The organism is Telluria sp. AC161, from assembly GCF_979258535.1.
In genome coordinates this window covers 1269688-1285224 of sequence record NZ_OZ409861.1, presented here as the reverse complement: position 1 = coordinate 1285224, position 15537 = coordinate 1269688, and the positions used below count along the sequence as shown (strand labels likewise).

Genomic DNA, 15537 nt, shown 5'->3' with positions numbered 1-15537 from the left:
CGCCATCCATGCCGCTCGGCCTTCCCCGCCACATTGCGGCGCAACACGGAGTAAAATGCGCTCCATGCATAGCCTGACCCTCGATTCTTCGACCCTCGACGCCGCCGTCGCCGCCGTCCATGACGACGCCTGGACGGTCGCCTGCCTGTGCGCCGCCTGGTGCGGCACCTGCGCGACCTACCGCGCCACGTTCGAGAACTTGGCCGCGCGCCACCCGGACAAGCACTTCATCTGGATCGACATCGAAGACCAGGCCGCCCTGGTCGGCGACCTTGATGTCGACAACTTCCCGACGCTGCTGCTGCAGCGCGGCGACACCGTGGCGTTCTTCGGCACGATGGTGCCCGATGGCGGCGTGGCCGATCGCCTGATCCAGGCCCAGGCCGAGATCGCGCCGGCCGAACTGGCGCGCCTGGCGCAATCGAGCGATGAGCGCCGCGAATGGCAGCGCGACTGCAATCTGCGGCTGCTGCTGGGCGGCGCCAACTAAACCTGCCCGCCCCAGCGCGCCAGAATCTCACCCGCCGCCACCGGCTTCCCATACAAATACCCCTGCGCCAGATTGCACCCATGGCGCAGCAAGAACGCCGCCTGATCCGCGCGCTCGACACCTTCAGCAATCACCGACAGGTTCATGCTCTTGCCAAGCTGGATGATGGCAACCGCGATGGCCTCGTCGTCCGGTCCCTGCGAGATATCCTTGATGAAGCTGCGGTCGATCTTGAGCGTGTGCACCGGTAACTGCTTCAGGTACGCCAGCGAAGAATAGCCGGTGCCGAAGTCGTCGATCGCCAGCCCCACGCCGATCGCATGCAGGTCCTTCACGTATTGCAGCGCGTCGCCCGTATTCATGATGATCGACTCGGTCACTTCCAGCTGCAGGCGATGCGGCGCGAGGCCAGTCGATTCCAGCACCTCGGTGACGATCGCCGCCATGCCGCCGCGCTCGAACTGGCGCACCGACAGGTTCACGGCGATCTTCGGCATGGTCAAACCCTGCGCTTCCCACGCCACCATCTGACGGCACGCTTCCTGCAGCACCCACTGGCCAAGCTGGCCGATAAAGCCGGTGTCTTCGGCCAGCGGGATGAATTGACACGGGCCGATCTGGCCCAACTCGGCACTGTGCCAGCGCACCAGCGCTTCGACGCCCGTCAGGCGGCCGGTGTCCATCTCGACCTGCGGCTGATACGCCAGATAGATCTCGTTCTTGTCGATCGCGCGGCGCAGCAGGCCTTCCATGCGCAGGCGCTCGACGCCGTCGCCACTCATCGACGCCGCATAGAACTGGTAGCCGTTGCGCCCGCGCGCCTTGGCCTGGTACATTGCCACGTCAGCATTGCGGATCAACATGTGCATGTCCTGCGCGTCCTGCGGATACAGGCTGATGCCCACGCTGCCGGTGACAAACAGCTCGTAGCCGGACACCATGAACGGCTGCTCGAACATCGCAATCAGCTTGGCCGCCACGCGGGTCGCGCCGGCGACGCCGCCGATATCCTCGAGCAGCACGATGAATTCGTCGCCGCCCAGGCGCGCCAGCGTGTCGCCTTCGCGCAGACAGCGGGCCAGCGCGCTGGCGGCCTGCTTGAGCAGTTCGTCGCCGACGTGGTGCCCCAGCGTGTCGTTGACGTTCTTGAAGCGATCGAGGTCGATGAACAGCACCGCGAGCTGCTGGCCGTCACGCTGCGCGCGCGTCATCGCGTGGCGCAGGCGGTCGTGGTACAGCAGGCGGTTAGGCAGCGCGGTCAGGGGATCGTGGTGCGCCAGGTGATCGAGCTGGTTCTGCGATTCGCGCGCGCGCGTGATGTCGCTGAAGACCGACACATAATGCGTGATCGCGCCGGCGTCGCCCCGCACTGCGGTGACGGTCAGTGACTCCAGATACGCTTCGCCATCGCGGCGCGTGTCCCAGATCTCGCCCCGCCAGAAGCCCGTCTCGTCCAGCTCGCGCCACAGCTTGTGATAGAAGGCGTCGTCCTGGAGCCGCCCACGCATCATGCTCGACTCGCGCCCCACCGCCTCTTCTTCGCTGTAGCCGGTGATGCAGGTGAAGGCCGGGTTGACGGCGACGATCCGGCCCGACACGTCCAGCACCATCACGCCATCGGCGATGTGCTCGAGCACCGTGGCCGACAGGCGCAGCTTTTCTTCGGCCAGCTTGCGCTCGGTGATGTCGGCGAACACCCAGATGCTGCCTTCGTCCGGGTACGCCGGGTCGAGCGCCGAACCGCTCACCAGGCACCAGAACAGGCTGCCGTCGCGATGGCGCAGCTGGTGCTCCTCGCCCAGGTCCATGCGCCGCGCCAGCAGCGGGTATTGCGTCATGGCGGTCTGCTCGTAATCCTCCCGCGTGGGGTACAGAATCTCGGTCGACTGGCCGACCATCTGGCCCTCGTCATAGCCGAACAGCGTTTCGCCCCGCCGGTTGCTCGAGACGATGCGGCGCTGGCGCACGAACAGCACGCCGAACATCACGTTGTCGAGGATCGCGCCCTGCTCGGTGAGCAGCGCTTCGATGCGCATCTCGTTGTGCTTGCGCTCGCTGATATCCGAGATGATGCCATCGATCCGCACTGCGCCGTCCAGCGCGGCCACGCCCGATAATCCCTGCGGCTGGCCGCTTTCCTGCACCCAGCGCTCCACGCCGTGGGCATCGATGATCCGGTATTCCAGCTGATACGCATCGCCAACACGCGCGGCGTGGCGCACCGTGTGGCTGTACCTGCGCCGGTCTTCCGGATGCACGATATCGCTCCAGTCGTCGGTCGTGGCGCGCATCAGATGCTCTGCCGAGTGGCCGGTGATGTCTTCGATCGCATCACTCACGAATTCGATGGCCCCGCCGGCGCGCACGCGAAACACGGCGCCGGGGACCTGATTCACGATGCTGCGAAATTGCTCTTCACGCCGCGCGATATCGGCGAACAGATCGCGAATGGCCAGGCGCATGTGCTCCATCTGCCGGCCCAGACGCCCCAGCTCGTCGGCCGCTGACAGTGCCAGCGGCGTATCGAAGTCGGCGCGCGCCAGCCGGTCGGAAAAACCCATCAGGCGGCGCAGCGGCGAGAGCAGCCGGCGCCGCAGCAGCAGCGCGATCAGCAGCAGCGAAACGGCAACCTGCCCCACGACCACCAGCGCGTAGTTGCGCTGCTTGCGGCGCAGCTCCTGCTGGCTGCGGTAGTCGTCCATCTCGAGACGCACGGTGCCGATCGTCTCGCCACGCACCACGACCGGCCGTTCGGCGCTGAGCACACGGCCAAGGGGACGCGTGGGCGAGCGCACCCGCAGCACGACCTCGCCCTGCGGACCATGCAGCTCAACCATGACGACGGCCGGATCGCGCAGCATCGCATCGAGCAGCGGCCGCGCCGTGTCGGGGTCCAGGTTCCAGAGCGGCTCCTGCACGCCGAGCGCGAGGATCTCTGCATTGCGCTGCAGGGAGTCGTCGAGCGCCGCGGCAACCGCAGCGCGCTCCTGCACCCCGATCAGAAGATAACTGCCCACGGCCGCCGGCCCCGCCAGCCCGACGAACACCACCAGCAACAAGGCGCGGTACAGCGAGCGGCCATACAGGCTGCCCAGGCGCGACAGGATGGTGGGAGTGGCGGATGACGATGTGGACATGGCGTTGGCGCCGCTGGCGCTGGTTTTACTGATTTGGTGTAAAAAACGCGATTATGCGCCGTCGCTTGCTAAGCGTCACTAGCTAACGGCGCATAACCAACCGTCGGCAACGCGCGACCAGACTTGCTATGATGGATTGTCATGAACGCGTTTCCAATCGAGGAGAATCTGATGAGTCATTCCCTGTACGCCGCTTCGGTGCCGGTGTTTCGCCAATTGCTCGACGCCCTGGCCGGCGTGCTCGAAAAAGCCGAGGCCCATGCGCTGGAGCGGCGCATCGAACCGGATGCCCTGCTACAGGCCCGGCTGTTTCCCGACATGTTCCCGCTGGCGCGCCAGATCCAGCTCGCCACGGATTTCGCCAAAGGCGCCGGGGCGCGCCTGGCCGGCATCGAATCGCCGCGCTATGAAGACGGCGAGCGCACCTTCACCGAACTGCAGCAGCGCATCACGCGTACCGTCGGTTTCCTGGACAGCCTGGAGCAAGCGGACATCGACGCCGGCGCAACCCGCCCGATCACCCATGGCAGCGGCGAACGCGCACGCCACTTCGACACCGGCGCGGTCTACCTGACCCACTTCGCGATGCCGCAGTTCTGCTTCCACGTGACGACCGCGTACGCGATCCTGCGCCACAACGGCGTGCCGATCGGCAAGCGCGACTTTATCGGCAGCTATTAAATAAGCGGCAGGCCGCGGTTACTTGTTCCGGCGCGGGTAACCCTGCGCCAGGATGCGCTGCCAGACGAGCTCCTTGGCGTCGGCGCTCATCGACACCCAGTGGGCGACCTCGGCCACAGTGCGGCCGCAGCCGCGGCAGACTTCGTCGAAGGTGGTCGAGCATACCGCCACGCACGGCGTGTCCGGCCGGCCGGCCGGGGTTCCGGGTGTTACCGGTGTTACTGATGCAGGGCTGGCCCCGCCCGCTTCACGCTGGTCCGACATGGAGCTTGTCCCAACCGTCGTGTCCAAGCTGTTCCATCGTCTCGATATTCTTTTCGAAGATGTCTTCCGCCTGCGGGAAGGCTGCCACCGCGCGCTCGATGCTCTCTTCGCGCAGCAAGTGCAGGATCGGGTATGGCGCGCGGTTCGTGTAATTCGAGATATCGTTGATGTCGGTGTCGGCAAACTGATATAAGGGATGGAAGCTGGCGACCTGCAGCTCGCCATCCAGCTGCATGTCCTCGAGCGCGGCATCGGCCACGTCCAAAAACTCGTTGTAATCCTCGAAATCGCCCAGCACGAACGGGTGAATGATCAGCGTGGTGTCGATCCTGGCGGCATCGGTGTCGGACAGGTGCTGCAGCTCGTCCATTAACGTTTCAAGCAATTGCTCGGGCGTGGTCGCGGTGGCAACGACATAGCGCACCTGCTCCTTGACGTACACGGCCTTGGCAAACGGGCACAGATTCAGGCCGATTACCGCGCGTTCGAGCCAGTTGCGGGTCGCGCCGATGATGGCGTCATCGTCGGCGTTGAGGTTGGGAGTGCTCATAGAAGACTTTCAATAGCAATGCAGACTGCAAAAGCCGGATTGTACGCACTCTTTGCGTGTGCTCATAGATCGACCCCGCCCCGGGGGTAAGGTTGGCCCGATGCGGTCGTATGCGCAGTGGATAACGCCGCCAAATCTTGGTGCTGCTGACCAAAAATACCAGCGGTTCATTAATTTCGATGATCCTGATGGCATCTTCTGTGTTCATGATGTCAACGTACGCGATTCTAGAGGGCATTTTTATTGTAACGAAGGCGTCATACATCTTGACGCGCTCGACAATCCCTACGTACTATGCCTCCTTGTCCTCGGTCCGTTCGTTCCTGAACGCAACACTGGAAAGCTATGCACAACACGAAACGTCCTACCTTCGCACTGGCTGCATTGGCCTTCCTGGCCGCGTCACCCCTCAGTTTCGCCATGGACGCAGCCTCGCTGCCCACAGTCCAGTCTGCCGCAATCGGCAGCCGCACCACCGCAGCACCCTCGCAAGTCCAGACCAAACTCGATGAATACCGCGAAACCGACGTCTGGGGCCGCATCCGCAGCGGCTACGCGATTCCCGATCTGAACAACGCGCTCGTCACCCGTCATACCCAGGCCTACGCCAATCACCCCGCCACGCTGTCACGCATCTCCGGCCGCGCCTCCCCTTACCTCTACCACGTGGTGTCCGAGCTCGAAAAGCGCGGCATGCCGACCGAGCTGGCACTGCTGCCGGTGATCGAATCGGCTTTCAACCCGCAAGCCATGTCGAGCGCGAACGCTGCCGGCCTGTGGCAGTTCGTGCCGGGCACGGGCAAGGATTTCGACCTCAAGCAGAACATGTTCAAGGATGAGCGGCGCGGCGTTGTGGCGTCCACCGATGCAGCGCTGAACTACCTGCAGCGCCTGTACACGATGTTCGGCGACTGGCCGCTGGCCCTGGCTGCGTATAACTGGGGCGAAGGCAATGTGCAGCGCGCCATCAAGAAAAACCAGGCCGAAGGCAAGCCGACCGATTTCGAAAGTCTGGCCGACCTGATGCCAGCAGAAACGCGCAACTACGTGCCAAAGCTGCAGGCGGTCAAGAACGTGATCGCCAATCCGGGCAACTATGGCGTCGTGCTGCCAGCCATCGACAACCAGCCGTATTTCACCACGGTCGACAAGACCAGTGACATCGATCTGGCAGTTGCCGCCCAGCTGGCCGAGATGTCGCTCGACGAATTCAAGGCGCTCAATCCGCAGTTCAAGAAACCGGTCATCATCGGCGGCGCCCAGACCCAGATCCTGCTGCCGAAAGAAAACGCCGAGAAATTCCACCTGAACCTCGCGCAATGGGGCCAGGCGCTGTCCACCTGGACCACGCACAAGATCACCGGTGCGCGCGTGAGCATCGCTTCGCTGGCCTCGAAGTTCGGCACCACACCAGAAGTCATCCGCCAGGCCAACAACATCCCGGCGCAGTCGCTCCTGAAAGTGGGCTCGACGATCCTGGTGCCGAAAATCTCGACCTCGAGCCATGGCGACATTGCCGAGAACATCATCGACAACGCCGTCGTCGCGTTCGAAGCCGACCGTGGCATCGTCAAGCGCACCACCAGCCGGTTCAAGACCAAGGCTGGCGTGAGCAAGGACAGCAAGCGCATTTCCCGCAATACGTCGTCCAAGCGCAAGCAGCGCTGATCCTTGGCCAGCATCCCCGCCACGGGGGTGCTGGCCGCTGTTTCGCACGCAGCCAGTTATACGATTTTCAAAGGGTCCGTGCACGAAGGCCGAAAAACCTGTATAGTTCGGTTTGTGCACTGCGACATCGCGCCCGTTTCTGAAAACATCCAGATGCGGCAGCAGCAAGGCAGTCATCCAAGCAGCACCGCAAACCCCAGGCAGCTCATTAGAGCGCCTTTCTAAAGCCCTCCCGCCCTGTGTGTCGCTTTCAGACACCGTCCCGGCGCAAAGCTTTTGTGCCGAAATTTCTTTCATTCTGAGTCATTTCGTTTGTTGGTTCGCGTTGCATTTTTTCGTTCGCGCCATCCGTGCGAGCGTATTTGATTTATTCCGAAAGTACAGATCACATGAGTTTTGAAGCCCTAGGCCTCCACGCGTCCCTCGTCCAGGCTGTTGCCGATACCGGTTACACCACCCCTACGCCAGTCCAGGCGCAAGCCATTCCTGCCGCCATCGCCGGCCGCGACCTGCTGGTCTCGTCGCAAACCGGTTCGGGCAAGACTGCCGCCTTCATGCTGCCAGCACTGAACAAGCTGGCCAACGCTGAAGAAACGCCAGCCAGCAAGACCGCTGCGCAAGAAGCCCAGGCTGCCCGCGCCAAAGGCGAGCGCGTCCGTTTCAAGGCTGCCCAGCCAAAAATGCTGGTGCTGACCCCGACCCGCGAACTGGCCCTGCAAGTCTCGGCTGCCACCGAACAGTACACGGCGCACATGCGCCGCCTGCGCTGCGTCTCGATCCTGGGCGGCATGCCGTACCCGAAACAGATGCAACTGCTGGCCAAAAATCCTGAAATTCTGGTTGCCACCCCAGGCCGCCTGATCGACCACATGGAATCGGGCAAGATCGACTTCTCGCAGCTCGAAATCCTCGTGCTTGACGAAGCTGACCGCATGCTGGACATGGGTTTCATCGACGACATCGAGAAAATCGTTGCCGCGACCCCATCGGCCCGTCAAACCATGCTGTTCTCGGCCACGCTGGATGGCGTCGTCGGCAACATGGCGCGTCGCATCACGACCGATCCGATGACGATCCAGATCGCCAGCGCGACCAACCGCCACGAGAACATCTCGCAGCGCGTTCACTTCGTCGACGACCTGTCGCACAAGAATCGCCTGCTGGACCACCTGCTGCGCGACGAATCGATGGACCAGGCCGTGGTCTTCACCGCCACCAAGCGTGACGCCGATACGATCGCCGACCGCCTGAACATCGCCGGTTTCGCTGCTGCCGCACTGCATGGCGACATGCACCAAGGCGCGCGTAACCGCACGCTGGACAGCATGCGTCGTGGCAGCATCAAGGTGCTGGTCGCAACCGACGTCGCCGCGCGCGGCATCGACGTGCCAAGCATCACCCACGTCGTCAACTACGACCTGCCGAAGTTCCCGGAAGACTACGTCCACCGCATCGGCCGTACCGGTCGCGCTGGCCGTAACGGTGTCGCCGTCTCGCTGGTGAACCACGCCGAAAGCATGAACGTGCGCCGCATCGAGCGCTTCACGCGCCAGCCGATCCCGGTCGCTGTCGTCGAAGGTTTCGAGCCAAAGCGCGCTGCAGCACCAGCCCGCGCCGGCTGGAAGCCAGGCGACGGCCGCAGCCCGTCGGCCAAGCCGGCATCGCGCGGTTTCTCGAAGCCATCCGGCGCGCGTGAAGGCTATGCCGACCGCGCACCGAGCGGCGCCCGTGGCGCCCCGTCGGAAAGCCGTTACGCTGACCGTGGCCCGCGTGAAGCCGGCCCGGCCCGCGCACCAGGCGCCGCACCACGTGCACCAAGCGCGCCACGTGACGGCAACCGTTTCAGCGCCCCGCGTGAAGGCCAGCCGGCCCGTCGCGAAGGCGGCTACAAGGGTGCCCACCCACGTTCGGCCGACGGCGTGCGTCGTTCGTTCGGCGAGTAATCACCCTGCGTGAATCAAGAAACGGCTGCTTCGGCAGCCGTTTTTTTATGCCCGCCGTCCGCGCGTTCGAACCAACTTGGCATGACGTAGGGTGGACGGCTATGCCGTCCACGCGTTCAAGCGAATGGTCGCTCGGCGGTATGCCAAGACGTGTTGAACGCGTGGGCGGGAAACCCGCCCACCCTACGCCGACAGGTATTTTTCGTGGGCCTCACAGGTGTATTGGCCCGTATGCCATGCACGTCCACGCCACATGGTGGATAATCCAAGACGATCAACGATTACCGGACATCCCATGAGCACCAGCGACCAACCCATCAAACTCACTTCGTTCTCGCACGGCGGCGGCTGCGGCTGCAAGATCGCGCCCGGCGTGCTGGCCGAGATCCTGAAGTCGTCGCATGGCTTCCCCGTGCCCAAGGAATTGATGGTTGGCATCGAGACGGCCGACGACGCCGCGGTCTACAAGCTCAACGATGAACAGGCCCTGATCGCCACCACCGATTTCTTCATGCCGATCGTCGACGACCCGTTCGACTTCGGCCGTATCGCCGCCACCAATGCGATCTCGGACGTGTATGCGATGGGCGGCACGCCGATCATGGCGCTGGCGCTGGTCGGCATGCCGATCAACAAGCTGCCGCTCGACACGATCGGCCAGATCCTGCGCGGCGGCGAGTCGATTTGCGCCGAAGCGGGCATTCCGATTGCGGGCGGCCACACGATCGATTCGGTCGAGCCGATCTATGGCCTGGTGGTACTGGGCCTCGTGCATCCATCGAAAGTCAAACGCAATGCCGATGCCCGCGATGGCGACGTGCTCATCCTCGGCAAGCCGCTGGGCGTGGGCGTGCTGTCGGCCGCGCTCAAGAAAGACAAGCTGGGCGCTGACGGCTATGCAGCGATGATCGCCAACACGACCAAACTGAACAAGCCCGGGCGCCTGCTGGCCGACATGCCGGGCGTGCACGCGCTGACCGACGTCACCGGCTTTGGCCTCCTGGGTCACCTGCTCGAACTGTCGCGGGGCGCAAAGCTGCATGCCACGCTGGACATGCCGAACATTCCGCTGCTGCCGGGCGTGCTGCAACTGGCGCAGGACGGCTATTTCACGGGTGCATCCGGGCGCAACTGGGAAGCGTATGGCAAGGACGTGCAGCTCGACGTGGCGATCCTGCCCGAGCAGCGCGCGCTGCTGACCGATCCACAGACCTCGGGCGGCCTGCTGGTGGCGTGCGACCCGGCAGCTGCCGACGAGGTGCTGGCGCTGTTCGCGCGTGAAGGCTTTGCCGACGCGGCGATCATTGGCCACATGGCTGCCGGCGTGCCGGGCATCAGCGTCAAGCCGTAACGACAGCCATGGCGCGCATCAAACGAACAGCTTGTCGCGCGCCAGCGTACTGATCGCCACCGTGGCCGGATGACTCATCCGGCGCTCGGTGGTGATCGCATACACCTGCTCCACCACCCCATCGATCTGGCCCAGCGCCACCACCTGGTATTGCTGGCTGACCTGCGCCGCAATCACCGTCGGCACGAAGAACACCCCTGCCCCTGACTGGCCGAAGGCATTCATCATCGCGCTGTCGTCGAATTCGCCGACGATGTGCGGATGCACCTCGGCCTGCTCCAGCCAGCGCAACAGGCGCTGGTGGATCGCGAAATCCTCGCCCGGCAATAACATCGGCGCATTGTGCAGGCAGGCCGGGAACGGCTGGTCGAACGTGGCCGCCAGCGCCTGCGTGCACAGTGCCGTCATCGGACTCTGGCCCAGCAGGTGGTTATAGGCGCGCACGCTGAAATGCCCGGGGATCGGCCGGTCGGCAATGACCAGGTCGAGCCGGTGCACGGCGAGGTCGCCGATCAGGCTGTCAAGGCGCCCTTCGCGGCAGATCAGCCGCACCGGCTCCTTCAGCTTCAACGCCGGCTCCACCAGCTGGCAGGCAATGAGTTTCGACACCGAATCGGCGCAGCCAATCCGAAACGACATCGTCGCAAAGCTTTTGTCGCGCACCAGTTCGAGGAGTTCATCGCCGGTGCTGAAGATCGTCTCGGCATAGCTGACGATGCGGCGGCCCGTGTCGGTCAGCTCGAGGCTGCGACCGGACTTGCGAAACAGCGCCACACCCAACACATCGGCAAATTCGGACAATTGCCCGGAGATCGAATGGGGCGTCAGGTTCAGTTGCGAGGCGGCCTTGGCGATGCTGCCGGTCTTGGCCACCATCCAGAAGTAACGCAGGTGCTTGTAGTTCAGCGCGGACATGGTCTCTCCAATAACATGGACTGTTCAATACATCGTTAAATTCGATGTTATATGAAATTATATTCGATTTGTACGATGCTTCACGGTCCCCTATAGTCGAGTCCTCACCACAAACTATAGGTGCCATACCAATGACACATCCTGTCCACCATTCCTGCGCACGGGCGCAGGACAACCGGCTGCACTCGCTGCGCCATGAAGGGAGCAACCCATGAACGGTCTGGAAACCATTGCAAGCCCCATGATGTGGGCTGGCTTCGTCGGCTTCGTGCTGGTGATGCTGGCGCTCGACCTGTTCGTCTTTGGCGGTAACAAGGCGCACAAGGTCAGCGTCAAGGAAGCGGGTATCTGGTCGCTGGTCTGGGTCAGCATGGCCCTGCTGTTCAATGCCGGCCTCTGGTGGTATCTGAAAGGCAGCGTCGGCTCGGAAATCGCGGACCAGAAAGCGCTGGAGTTCTTCTCCGGTTACCTGATCGAGAAAGCGCTGTCGGTCGATAACGTGTTCGTGTTCCTGCTGATCTTTACCGCGTTCCAGGTGCCGCAGCAGTACCAGCGCCGTGTCCTGATCTACGGTGTGCTCGGTGCGATCATCATGCGCGCCATCATGATCAGCGCCGGTGCGTGGGTCGTGAGTGAATTCAGCTGGGTGCTGTACCTGTTCGGCGCGTTCCTGCTGTTCACGGGTATCCGCATGCTGGTAGCCGTCGATGCAGAACCAGACGTGGTCAACAACCCGATCCTGAAGTTTGCCCGCAAACACCTGAAAGTGTCCGAAGGCGACCATGGCGAGAAGTTCTTTGTGCGGATCAACGGCGTGCGCTATGTCACCCCGCTGTTCCTGGTGCTGATCCTGATCGAAGTGACCGACCTGGTGTTCGCGGTCGACTCGATCCCGGCCATCTTCGCGATCACGACCGATCCGTTCATCGTGTTCACGTCGAACATGTTTGCAATCCTGGGTTTGCGTGCGCTGTACTTCCTGCTGGTGGACGTGGCTGACCGCTTCCACCTGCTCAAGTATGGCCTGGCAATGGTCCTGACCTTCATCGGTGTCAAGATGCTGATCATGCCGTGGTACCACGTGCCAGTGCAGGCTTCGCTGACCGTCGTGGCTGTGCTGATCGCCGGTAGCTGTATCGCCAGCGTGTTCATCACCAAGAAGGACGACAAGTAAGCTAGTCGCTGGCCAGTAGCGCCCCCAATGGCGCCAGGAGCACCCGGAACTTACCGGGCTGCGTCTGGCGCCGTTGTCATTGGGTCTTGCGCCGTATCGTCGGGCACCAGGCCGACCCGCTCGTACTCCGCGATTACCTGCGCGCCCAGGAGCAGCAGCGTGGCTGCGATCTCGAGCGAAAACATGACGACGATGGCAGTCGTCATCGAGCCATACACCAGGTTCACCTGCGACAGCGTCGAAAAATACCAGACCAGAATGTGACGCGCCGCTTCCCACAGCAGCGCTGCCGTCACGCCACCGATGGCGGCATGCCAGATCGACAGCCGGCCCACCGGCATCACCAGGTAGATCGACGTGAGCACGAGAATCTCGCCGATCAGCCCCAGCAGATACAGCAGCGCACCGGACACGCCGTTCAGCGACCATTCATAGTTGAACAGCCACACGCTTTCGCGCCCCATGACCTGCAGCGCGCCCGCCACGAGCGTGACGACCATGATGCCCACGCCCAGCGCGAGGATGTAGCAGTACGGCAGCACGGCTGACACCAGGTAATGCCGGCGCCGGATCGCCACGCGGTGCACGAAGATCACGCTCATCGCGTTTTCCAGCACCGTGAAGGCAAGCGAACTGAAGAACAGCATCGTCACCGCCAGTACCCAGGTGATGAGTTGCCGGTCGTCCAGGAAGTGCGCCACCTCGGCCACGATGGGCGCCGACTGCCCCGGCACCAGCAATTGCAGGTAGCGGCTGAGCGTTTCCAGCAACTCGGCCGGGTTGATGAAGTGCGACAGCACCACCATCACCAGCATCAAAAACGGCACGATCGACAGCAGCGCGTAATAGGCCACGGCGCCCGCCAGGAGCAAGCCCTGGTTGGCGCGGAACCCCTTCAGGACTTGCAGCGTGAACTTGAGCGGATGATTCAGGATGTAGACATTGGCGCGCTGATCTTTCAGGCGCGCCGTCCAGTCACGCCGACGACTCATCGGGCGAGGCGAATGCCGGAAAATTGCCAGCGCGCGCCTGTCGGGAAGAAGTTGCGGTAGCTGGGCCGTGCGTGACCGCCCGGCGTGGCGCAGGACGAGCCGCGCAAGACATACTGGTTGATCATGAACTTGCCGTTGTATTCACCGATCGCGCCCGGGGCCGGTGCGAAGCCGGGATACGGGGCGTAGCTGCTGCTGGTCCATTGCCAGCAGGCGCCGAACATCTGTTGCAAGCCGGCGCCGCTGGCAGCATCCGGATGATGCGCCGGGCCGCTGCCCAGGCAGGCCTGGCGCGCCGCAAATTCCCATTCAAATTCGGTCGGCAGGCGCGCTCCCGACCAGCGGGCAAAGGCATCCGCCTCGTACATCGAGATGTGCGTGACGGGCCGCTCGGGGTCGAGCGGTTGCAGGCCGTGCAGCGTGAATTCGTACCAGCCATCCGCTTGCTCCACCCAGTACAGCGGCTGGGTGATCTCGCCACTGTTGACGCGGTCCCAGCCTTCGGCCAGCCACAACGCCGGATCGCGGTAACCGCCGGCCTCGATGAACGCGCGGAATTCGCCGTTGGTCACCAGGCGCGAGGCCAGCGCAAACGGCGCGACATAGGTGCGGTGGCGCGGCAATTCGTTGTCGAAGCAAAAGCCCTTGCCGCCATAGCCAGCTTCGGCCAGGCCACCTTCGAAATCGAGCCAGGCCAATGGCTCGGCCGGTGAGGACGGCGCCATGGCGTCCGTCGCATACGCCGGGTACAGCGGATTCTGCGCCAGCAAATGCTTGACGTCGGTGAGCATCAGTTCCTGGTGCTGCTGTTCGTGCTGCAGGCCCAGTTCGATCAGCGTGGCCAGCGTCTCGTCGATGCCGCCAGCCAGCAAATCGGCGATACGGCGGTCGACATTCGCGCGGTAGTCCCTGACGACACGCATGCCAGGTCGCGTCAAGAGCCCGCGCTGCGCGCGCGGATGCTTGTTGCCCACGCCGTTGTAATACGAGTTGAAGAACACCCTGAATGCCGGATGAAACGGCGCAAAGTTGGCTTCGCGCGGTTCGAGGATAAAGGTTTCAAAAAACCACGTCGTGTGCGCCAGATGCCATTTCATCGGGCTCGCGTCCGGCATCGACTGCGCGACGCAGTCTTCGTCGGACAAACCCTCGGCCAGTTCCAGGGAACGGGTACGTACCTGCGCAAACGCGCGTGGCAAGCTGTCGTCGCGCATCATGTTCATGATGCGATCGCCTGTGCGTGAATGACGGCAAACCAGCTGTGCGGATCGGTCCAGACGTGCGTGGCCTCGAAACCGGAGCGCTCCAGCAGTCCGATCGCGTCGGCCTGCTGGTATTTATAGCTGTTCTCGGTGTGGATGCGCTCGCCGGCCGCGAAGCGGCGCTCGCCACCGCGCCAGTGCACAGTCTGCGCACTGCGCGCCTCCAGATGCATCTCGATGCGGCCCATGGCCGCGTTGTAGGCGCCCCGGTGCTGCCAGCCCTTGATGTCGAAGTCGGCGTCAATCAGGCGGTTCACGTGGCGCAGCAGGTTCAGGTTAAAGGCCGAGGTAACGCCCAGCGCGTCATCGTAGGCGGCGTCGAGCGTGGCGGCATCCTTGGCCAGGTCGATGCCGATCAGCACGCCGCCATCGTTGCCGCACTGCGCGCGCAGACGCGTCAGAAAACCCTGCGCTTCGTCCGGCGTGAAGTTGCCGATCGACGAGCCCGGATAAAAGAACAGGCGCCGGCCGGCATTGACCTGCGGCGGCAATTCGAAGCTTGACGAGAAATCCATCCCCAGCGCTTCCATCGCAATTTGCGGGAACCGCTGGCGCAGGCGCGCCAGGGCGTCGTGCACGAAGTCGGTGGAAATGTCGATCGCCACATACTGCGCTGGCTGCAACAGCGGGAACAGCGCCGCTGCCTTGGCGCAGTTACCGGCGCCGAGATCGATCAGGGTCGCGCCGGTGCCTGCGGAACGGGCGATTTCGGCGCCATAGCGCTCAAAGATCGACGCTTCGGTGCGCGTTGGGTAATACTCTGGCAGTTCGCAGATCGCTTCGAATAATTTCGAGCCAAGTGCGTCATACAGGTATTTGGGGGAGATCCAGGCGGCTGGCGCCTGCAGACCGGTGTGCAGTTCGTCGGCTTCGTGCGCGCTGTGACGGGGCGCCGCGACGTCTTCGGGTGTACAGGATGTCAGCATAGGGTTTATCATTCGTGCCGCCACGACGCACCATGCGAGATGGCCTGTGAGTTTTGCTTCGCGTAGTTCTGGTAGTTCTTTGTTTATTTCTCTGTGTATTGCTGTTTTAGCTATCATAGCGGATTCCCCGGATTCGCCTAGTCTGCCTCACGCCAAGCGTGCTGCCCCTCGGGTCAGCCTCGTT

The 15537-nt window shown here is 63.2% G+C and carries 13 protein-coding genes; 6 read left to right on the top strand and 7 right to left on the bottom strand.

Going from position 1 to position 15537, the window contains the following annotated elements:
• The first annotated feature begins 64 nt into the window (after window positions 1-64).
• Window positions 65-490 (top strand): thioredoxin family protein, encoded by a 426-nt coding sequence (locus ACZ0AJ_RS05845; protein ID WP_499456736.1) that lies wholly within the window; start codon window positions 65-67, stop codon window positions 488-490.
• Here the strand turns inward: ACZ0AJ_RS05845 and ACZ0AJ_RS05840 are convergent.
• Window positions 487-3627 (bottom strand): EAL domain-containing protein, encoded by a 3141-nt coding sequence (locus ACZ0AJ_RS05840; protein ID WP_499454190.1) that lies wholly within the window; start codon window positions 3625-3627, stop codon window positions 487-489. The genes ACZ0AJ_RS05845 and ACZ0AJ_RS05840 overlap by 4 nt on opposite strands.
• Window positions 3628-3798: 171 nt before the next feature.
• Between ACZ0AJ_RS05840 and ACZ0AJ_RS05835 the strand changes: the two genes are divergently transcribed.
• Complete coding sequence (locus tag ACZ0AJ_RS05835) at window positions 3799-4308, top strand: DUF1993 domain-containing protein (RefSeq protein WP_183551053.1); 510 nt, start codon at window positions 3799-3801, stop codon at window positions 4306-4308.
• Between the two features lie 18 nt (window positions 4309-4326).
• Here the strand turns inward: ACZ0AJ_RS05835 and ACZ0AJ_RS05830 are convergent, their stop codons facing one another.
• The gene (locus ACZ0AJ_RS05830; protein WP_499453094.1) at window positions 4327-4572 is read right to left on the bottom strand and encodes a DUF1289 domain-containing protein; all 246 of its coding nucleotides are present in this window, start codon (window positions 4570-4572) and stop codon (window positions 4327-4329) included.
• Complete coding sequence (locus ACZ0AJ_RS05825; protein WP_499453092.1) at window positions 4556-5122, bottom strand: DUF1415 domain-containing protein; 567 nt, start codon at window positions 5120-5122, stop codon at window positions 4556-4558. Before ACZ0AJ_RS05825 ends, ACZ0AJ_RS05830 begins: the two co-directional genes overlap by 17 nt.
• A 345-nt stretch (window positions 5123-5467) precedes the next feature.
• Here ACZ0AJ_RS05825 and ACZ0AJ_RS05820 point away from each other — a divergent pair, with 345 nt between their 5' ends.
• The 3 genes from ACZ0AJ_RS05820 to selD all read left to right on the top strand — a co-directional run bounded on the left by ACZ0AJ_RS05820 (window position 5468) and on the right by selD (window position 10084).
• Window positions 5468-6790 carry a transglycosylase SLT domain-containing protein gene (locus ACZ0AJ_RS05820; protein WP_499453090.1) on the top strand — a complete coding sequence of 441 codons (1323 nt, stop codon included), beginning with the start codon at window positions 5468-5470 and terminating at the stop codon, window positions 6788-6790.
• Between the two features lie 389 nt (window positions 6791-7179).
• On the top strand, window positions 7180-8733 hold the full coding sequence (locus ACZ0AJ_RS05815) for a DEAD/DEAH box helicase (protein WP_499453088.1): 1554 nt from the start codon (window positions 7180-7182) through the stop codon (window positions 8731-8733).
• A 295-nt stretch (window positions 8734-9028) separates the two neighbouring features.
• Window positions 9029-10084: a selenide, water dikinase SelD gene (gene selD / locus ACZ0AJ_RS05810; protein ID WP_499454187.1), complete on the top strand. Its 1056-nt coding sequence runs from the start codon at window positions 9029-9031 to the stop codon at window positions 10082-10084.
• An 18-nt stretch (window positions 10085-10102) separates the two neighbouring features.
• Here the strand turns inward: selD and nhaR are convergent, their stop codons facing one another.
• Window positions 10103-10999 carry a transcriptional activator NhaR gene (gene nhaR / locus ACZ0AJ_RS05805; RefSeq protein ID WP_499454185.1) on the bottom strand — a complete coding sequence of 299 codons (897 nt, stop codon included), beginning with the start codon at window positions 10997-10999 and terminating at the stop codon, window positions 10103-10105.
• A 211-nt stretch (window positions 11000-11210) separates the two neighbouring features.
• On the opposite strand from nhaR, the gene ACZ0AJ_RS05800 reads away from it, so the two are divergent.
• Window positions 11211-12173 (top strand): TerC family protein, encoded by a 963-nt coding sequence (locus ACZ0AJ_RS05800; protein WP_499453084.1) that lies wholly within the window; start codon window positions 11211-11213, stop codon window positions 12171-12173.
• Window positions 12174-12223: 50 nt separating this feature from the next.
• Here the strand turns inward: ACZ0AJ_RS05800 and ACZ0AJ_RS05795 are convergent, their stop codons facing one another.
• Genes ACZ0AJ_RS05795 through egtD form a run of 3 tightly spaced genes read right to left on the bottom strand, consistent with a single transcriptional unit; the run spans window position 12224 to window position 15353 of the window.
• Window positions 12224-13165, bottom strand: a complete 942-nt coding sequence (locus ACZ0AJ_RS05795; protein ID WP_499454183.1) for a YihY/virulence factor BrkB family protein — start codon at window positions 13163-13165, stop codon at window positions 12224-12226.
• A complete protein-coding gene (gene egtB, locus ACZ0AJ_RS05790) occupies window positions 13162-14388 on the bottom strand; it encodes an ergothioneine biosynthesis protein EgtB (RefSeq protein ID WP_499453080.1) in 1227 nt (408 codons plus the stop codon). Before egtB ends, ACZ0AJ_RS05795 begins: the two co-directional genes overlap by 4 nt.
• Window positions 14385-15353, bottom strand: coding sequence for an L-histidine N(alpha)-methyltransferase (egtD, locus tag ACZ0AJ_RS05785; protein WP_499453078.1), 969 nt, complete (start codon window positions 15351-15353; stop codon window positions 14385-14387). Before egtD ends, egtB begins: the two co-directional genes overlap by 4 nt.
• Between the last annotated feature and the right edge of the window lie 184 nt (window positions 15354-15537).

What these genes read in the sequence shown, in the direction of transcription:
- egtD (WP_499453078.1), bottom strand. Translation starts at nt 15,353, where the DNA reads ATGCTGACATCCTGTACACCCGAAGACGTCGCGGCGCCCCGTCACAGC.
- nhaR (WP_499454185.1), bottom strand. Translation starts at nt 10,999, where the DNA reads ATGTCCGCGCTGAACTACAAGCACCTGCGTTACTTCTGGATGGTGGCC.
- ACZ0AJ_RS05820 (WP_499453090.1), top strand. Translation starts at nt 5,468, where the DNA reads ATGCACAACACGAAACGTCCTACCTTCGCACTGGCTGCATTGGCCTTC.
- ACZ0AJ_RS05830 (WP_499453094.1), bottom strand. Translation starts at nt 4,572, where the DNA reads ATGTCGGACCAGCGTGAAGCGGGCGGGGCCAGCCCTGCATCAGTAACA.
- selD (WP_499454187.1), top strand. Translation starts at nt 9,029, where the DNA reads ATGAGCACCAGCGACCAACCCATCAAACTCACTTCGTTCTCGCACGGC.
- ACZ0AJ_RS05835 (WP_183551053.1), top strand. Translation starts at nt 3,799, where the DNA reads ATGAGTCATTCCCTGTACGCCGCTTCGGTGCCGGTGTTTCGCCAATTG.
- ACZ0AJ_RS05845 (WP_499456736.1), top strand. Translation starts at nt 65, where the DNA reads ATGCATAGCCTGACCCTCGATTCTTCGACCCTCGACGCCGCCGTCGCC.
- ACZ0AJ_RS05795 (WP_499454183.1), bottom strand. Translation starts at nt 13,165, where the DNA reads ATGAGTCGTCGGCGTGACTGGACGGCGCGCCTGAAAGATCAGCGCGCC.
- ACZ0AJ_RS05840 (WP_499454190.1), bottom strand. Translation starts at nt 3,627, where the DNA reads ATGTCCACATCGTCATCCGCCACTCCCACCATCCTGTCGCGCCTGGGC.
- ACZ0AJ_RS05815 (WP_499453088.1), top strand. Translation starts at nt 7,180, where the DNA reads ATGAGTTTTGAAGCCCTAGGCCTCCACGCGTCCCTCGTCCAGGCTGTT.
- ACZ0AJ_RS05825 (WP_499453092.1), bottom strand. Translation starts at nt 5,122, where the DNA reads ATGAGCACTCCCAACCTCAACGCCGACGATGACGCCATCATCGGCGCG.
- ACZ0AJ_RS05800 (WP_499453084.1), top strand. Translation starts at nt 11,211, where the DNA reads ATGAACGGTCTGGAAACCATTGCAAGCCCCATGATGTGGGCTGGCTTC.
- egtB (WP_499453080.1), bottom strand. Translation starts at nt 14,388, where the DNA reads ATGAACATGATGCGCGACGACAGCTTGCCACGCGCGTTTGCGCAGGTA.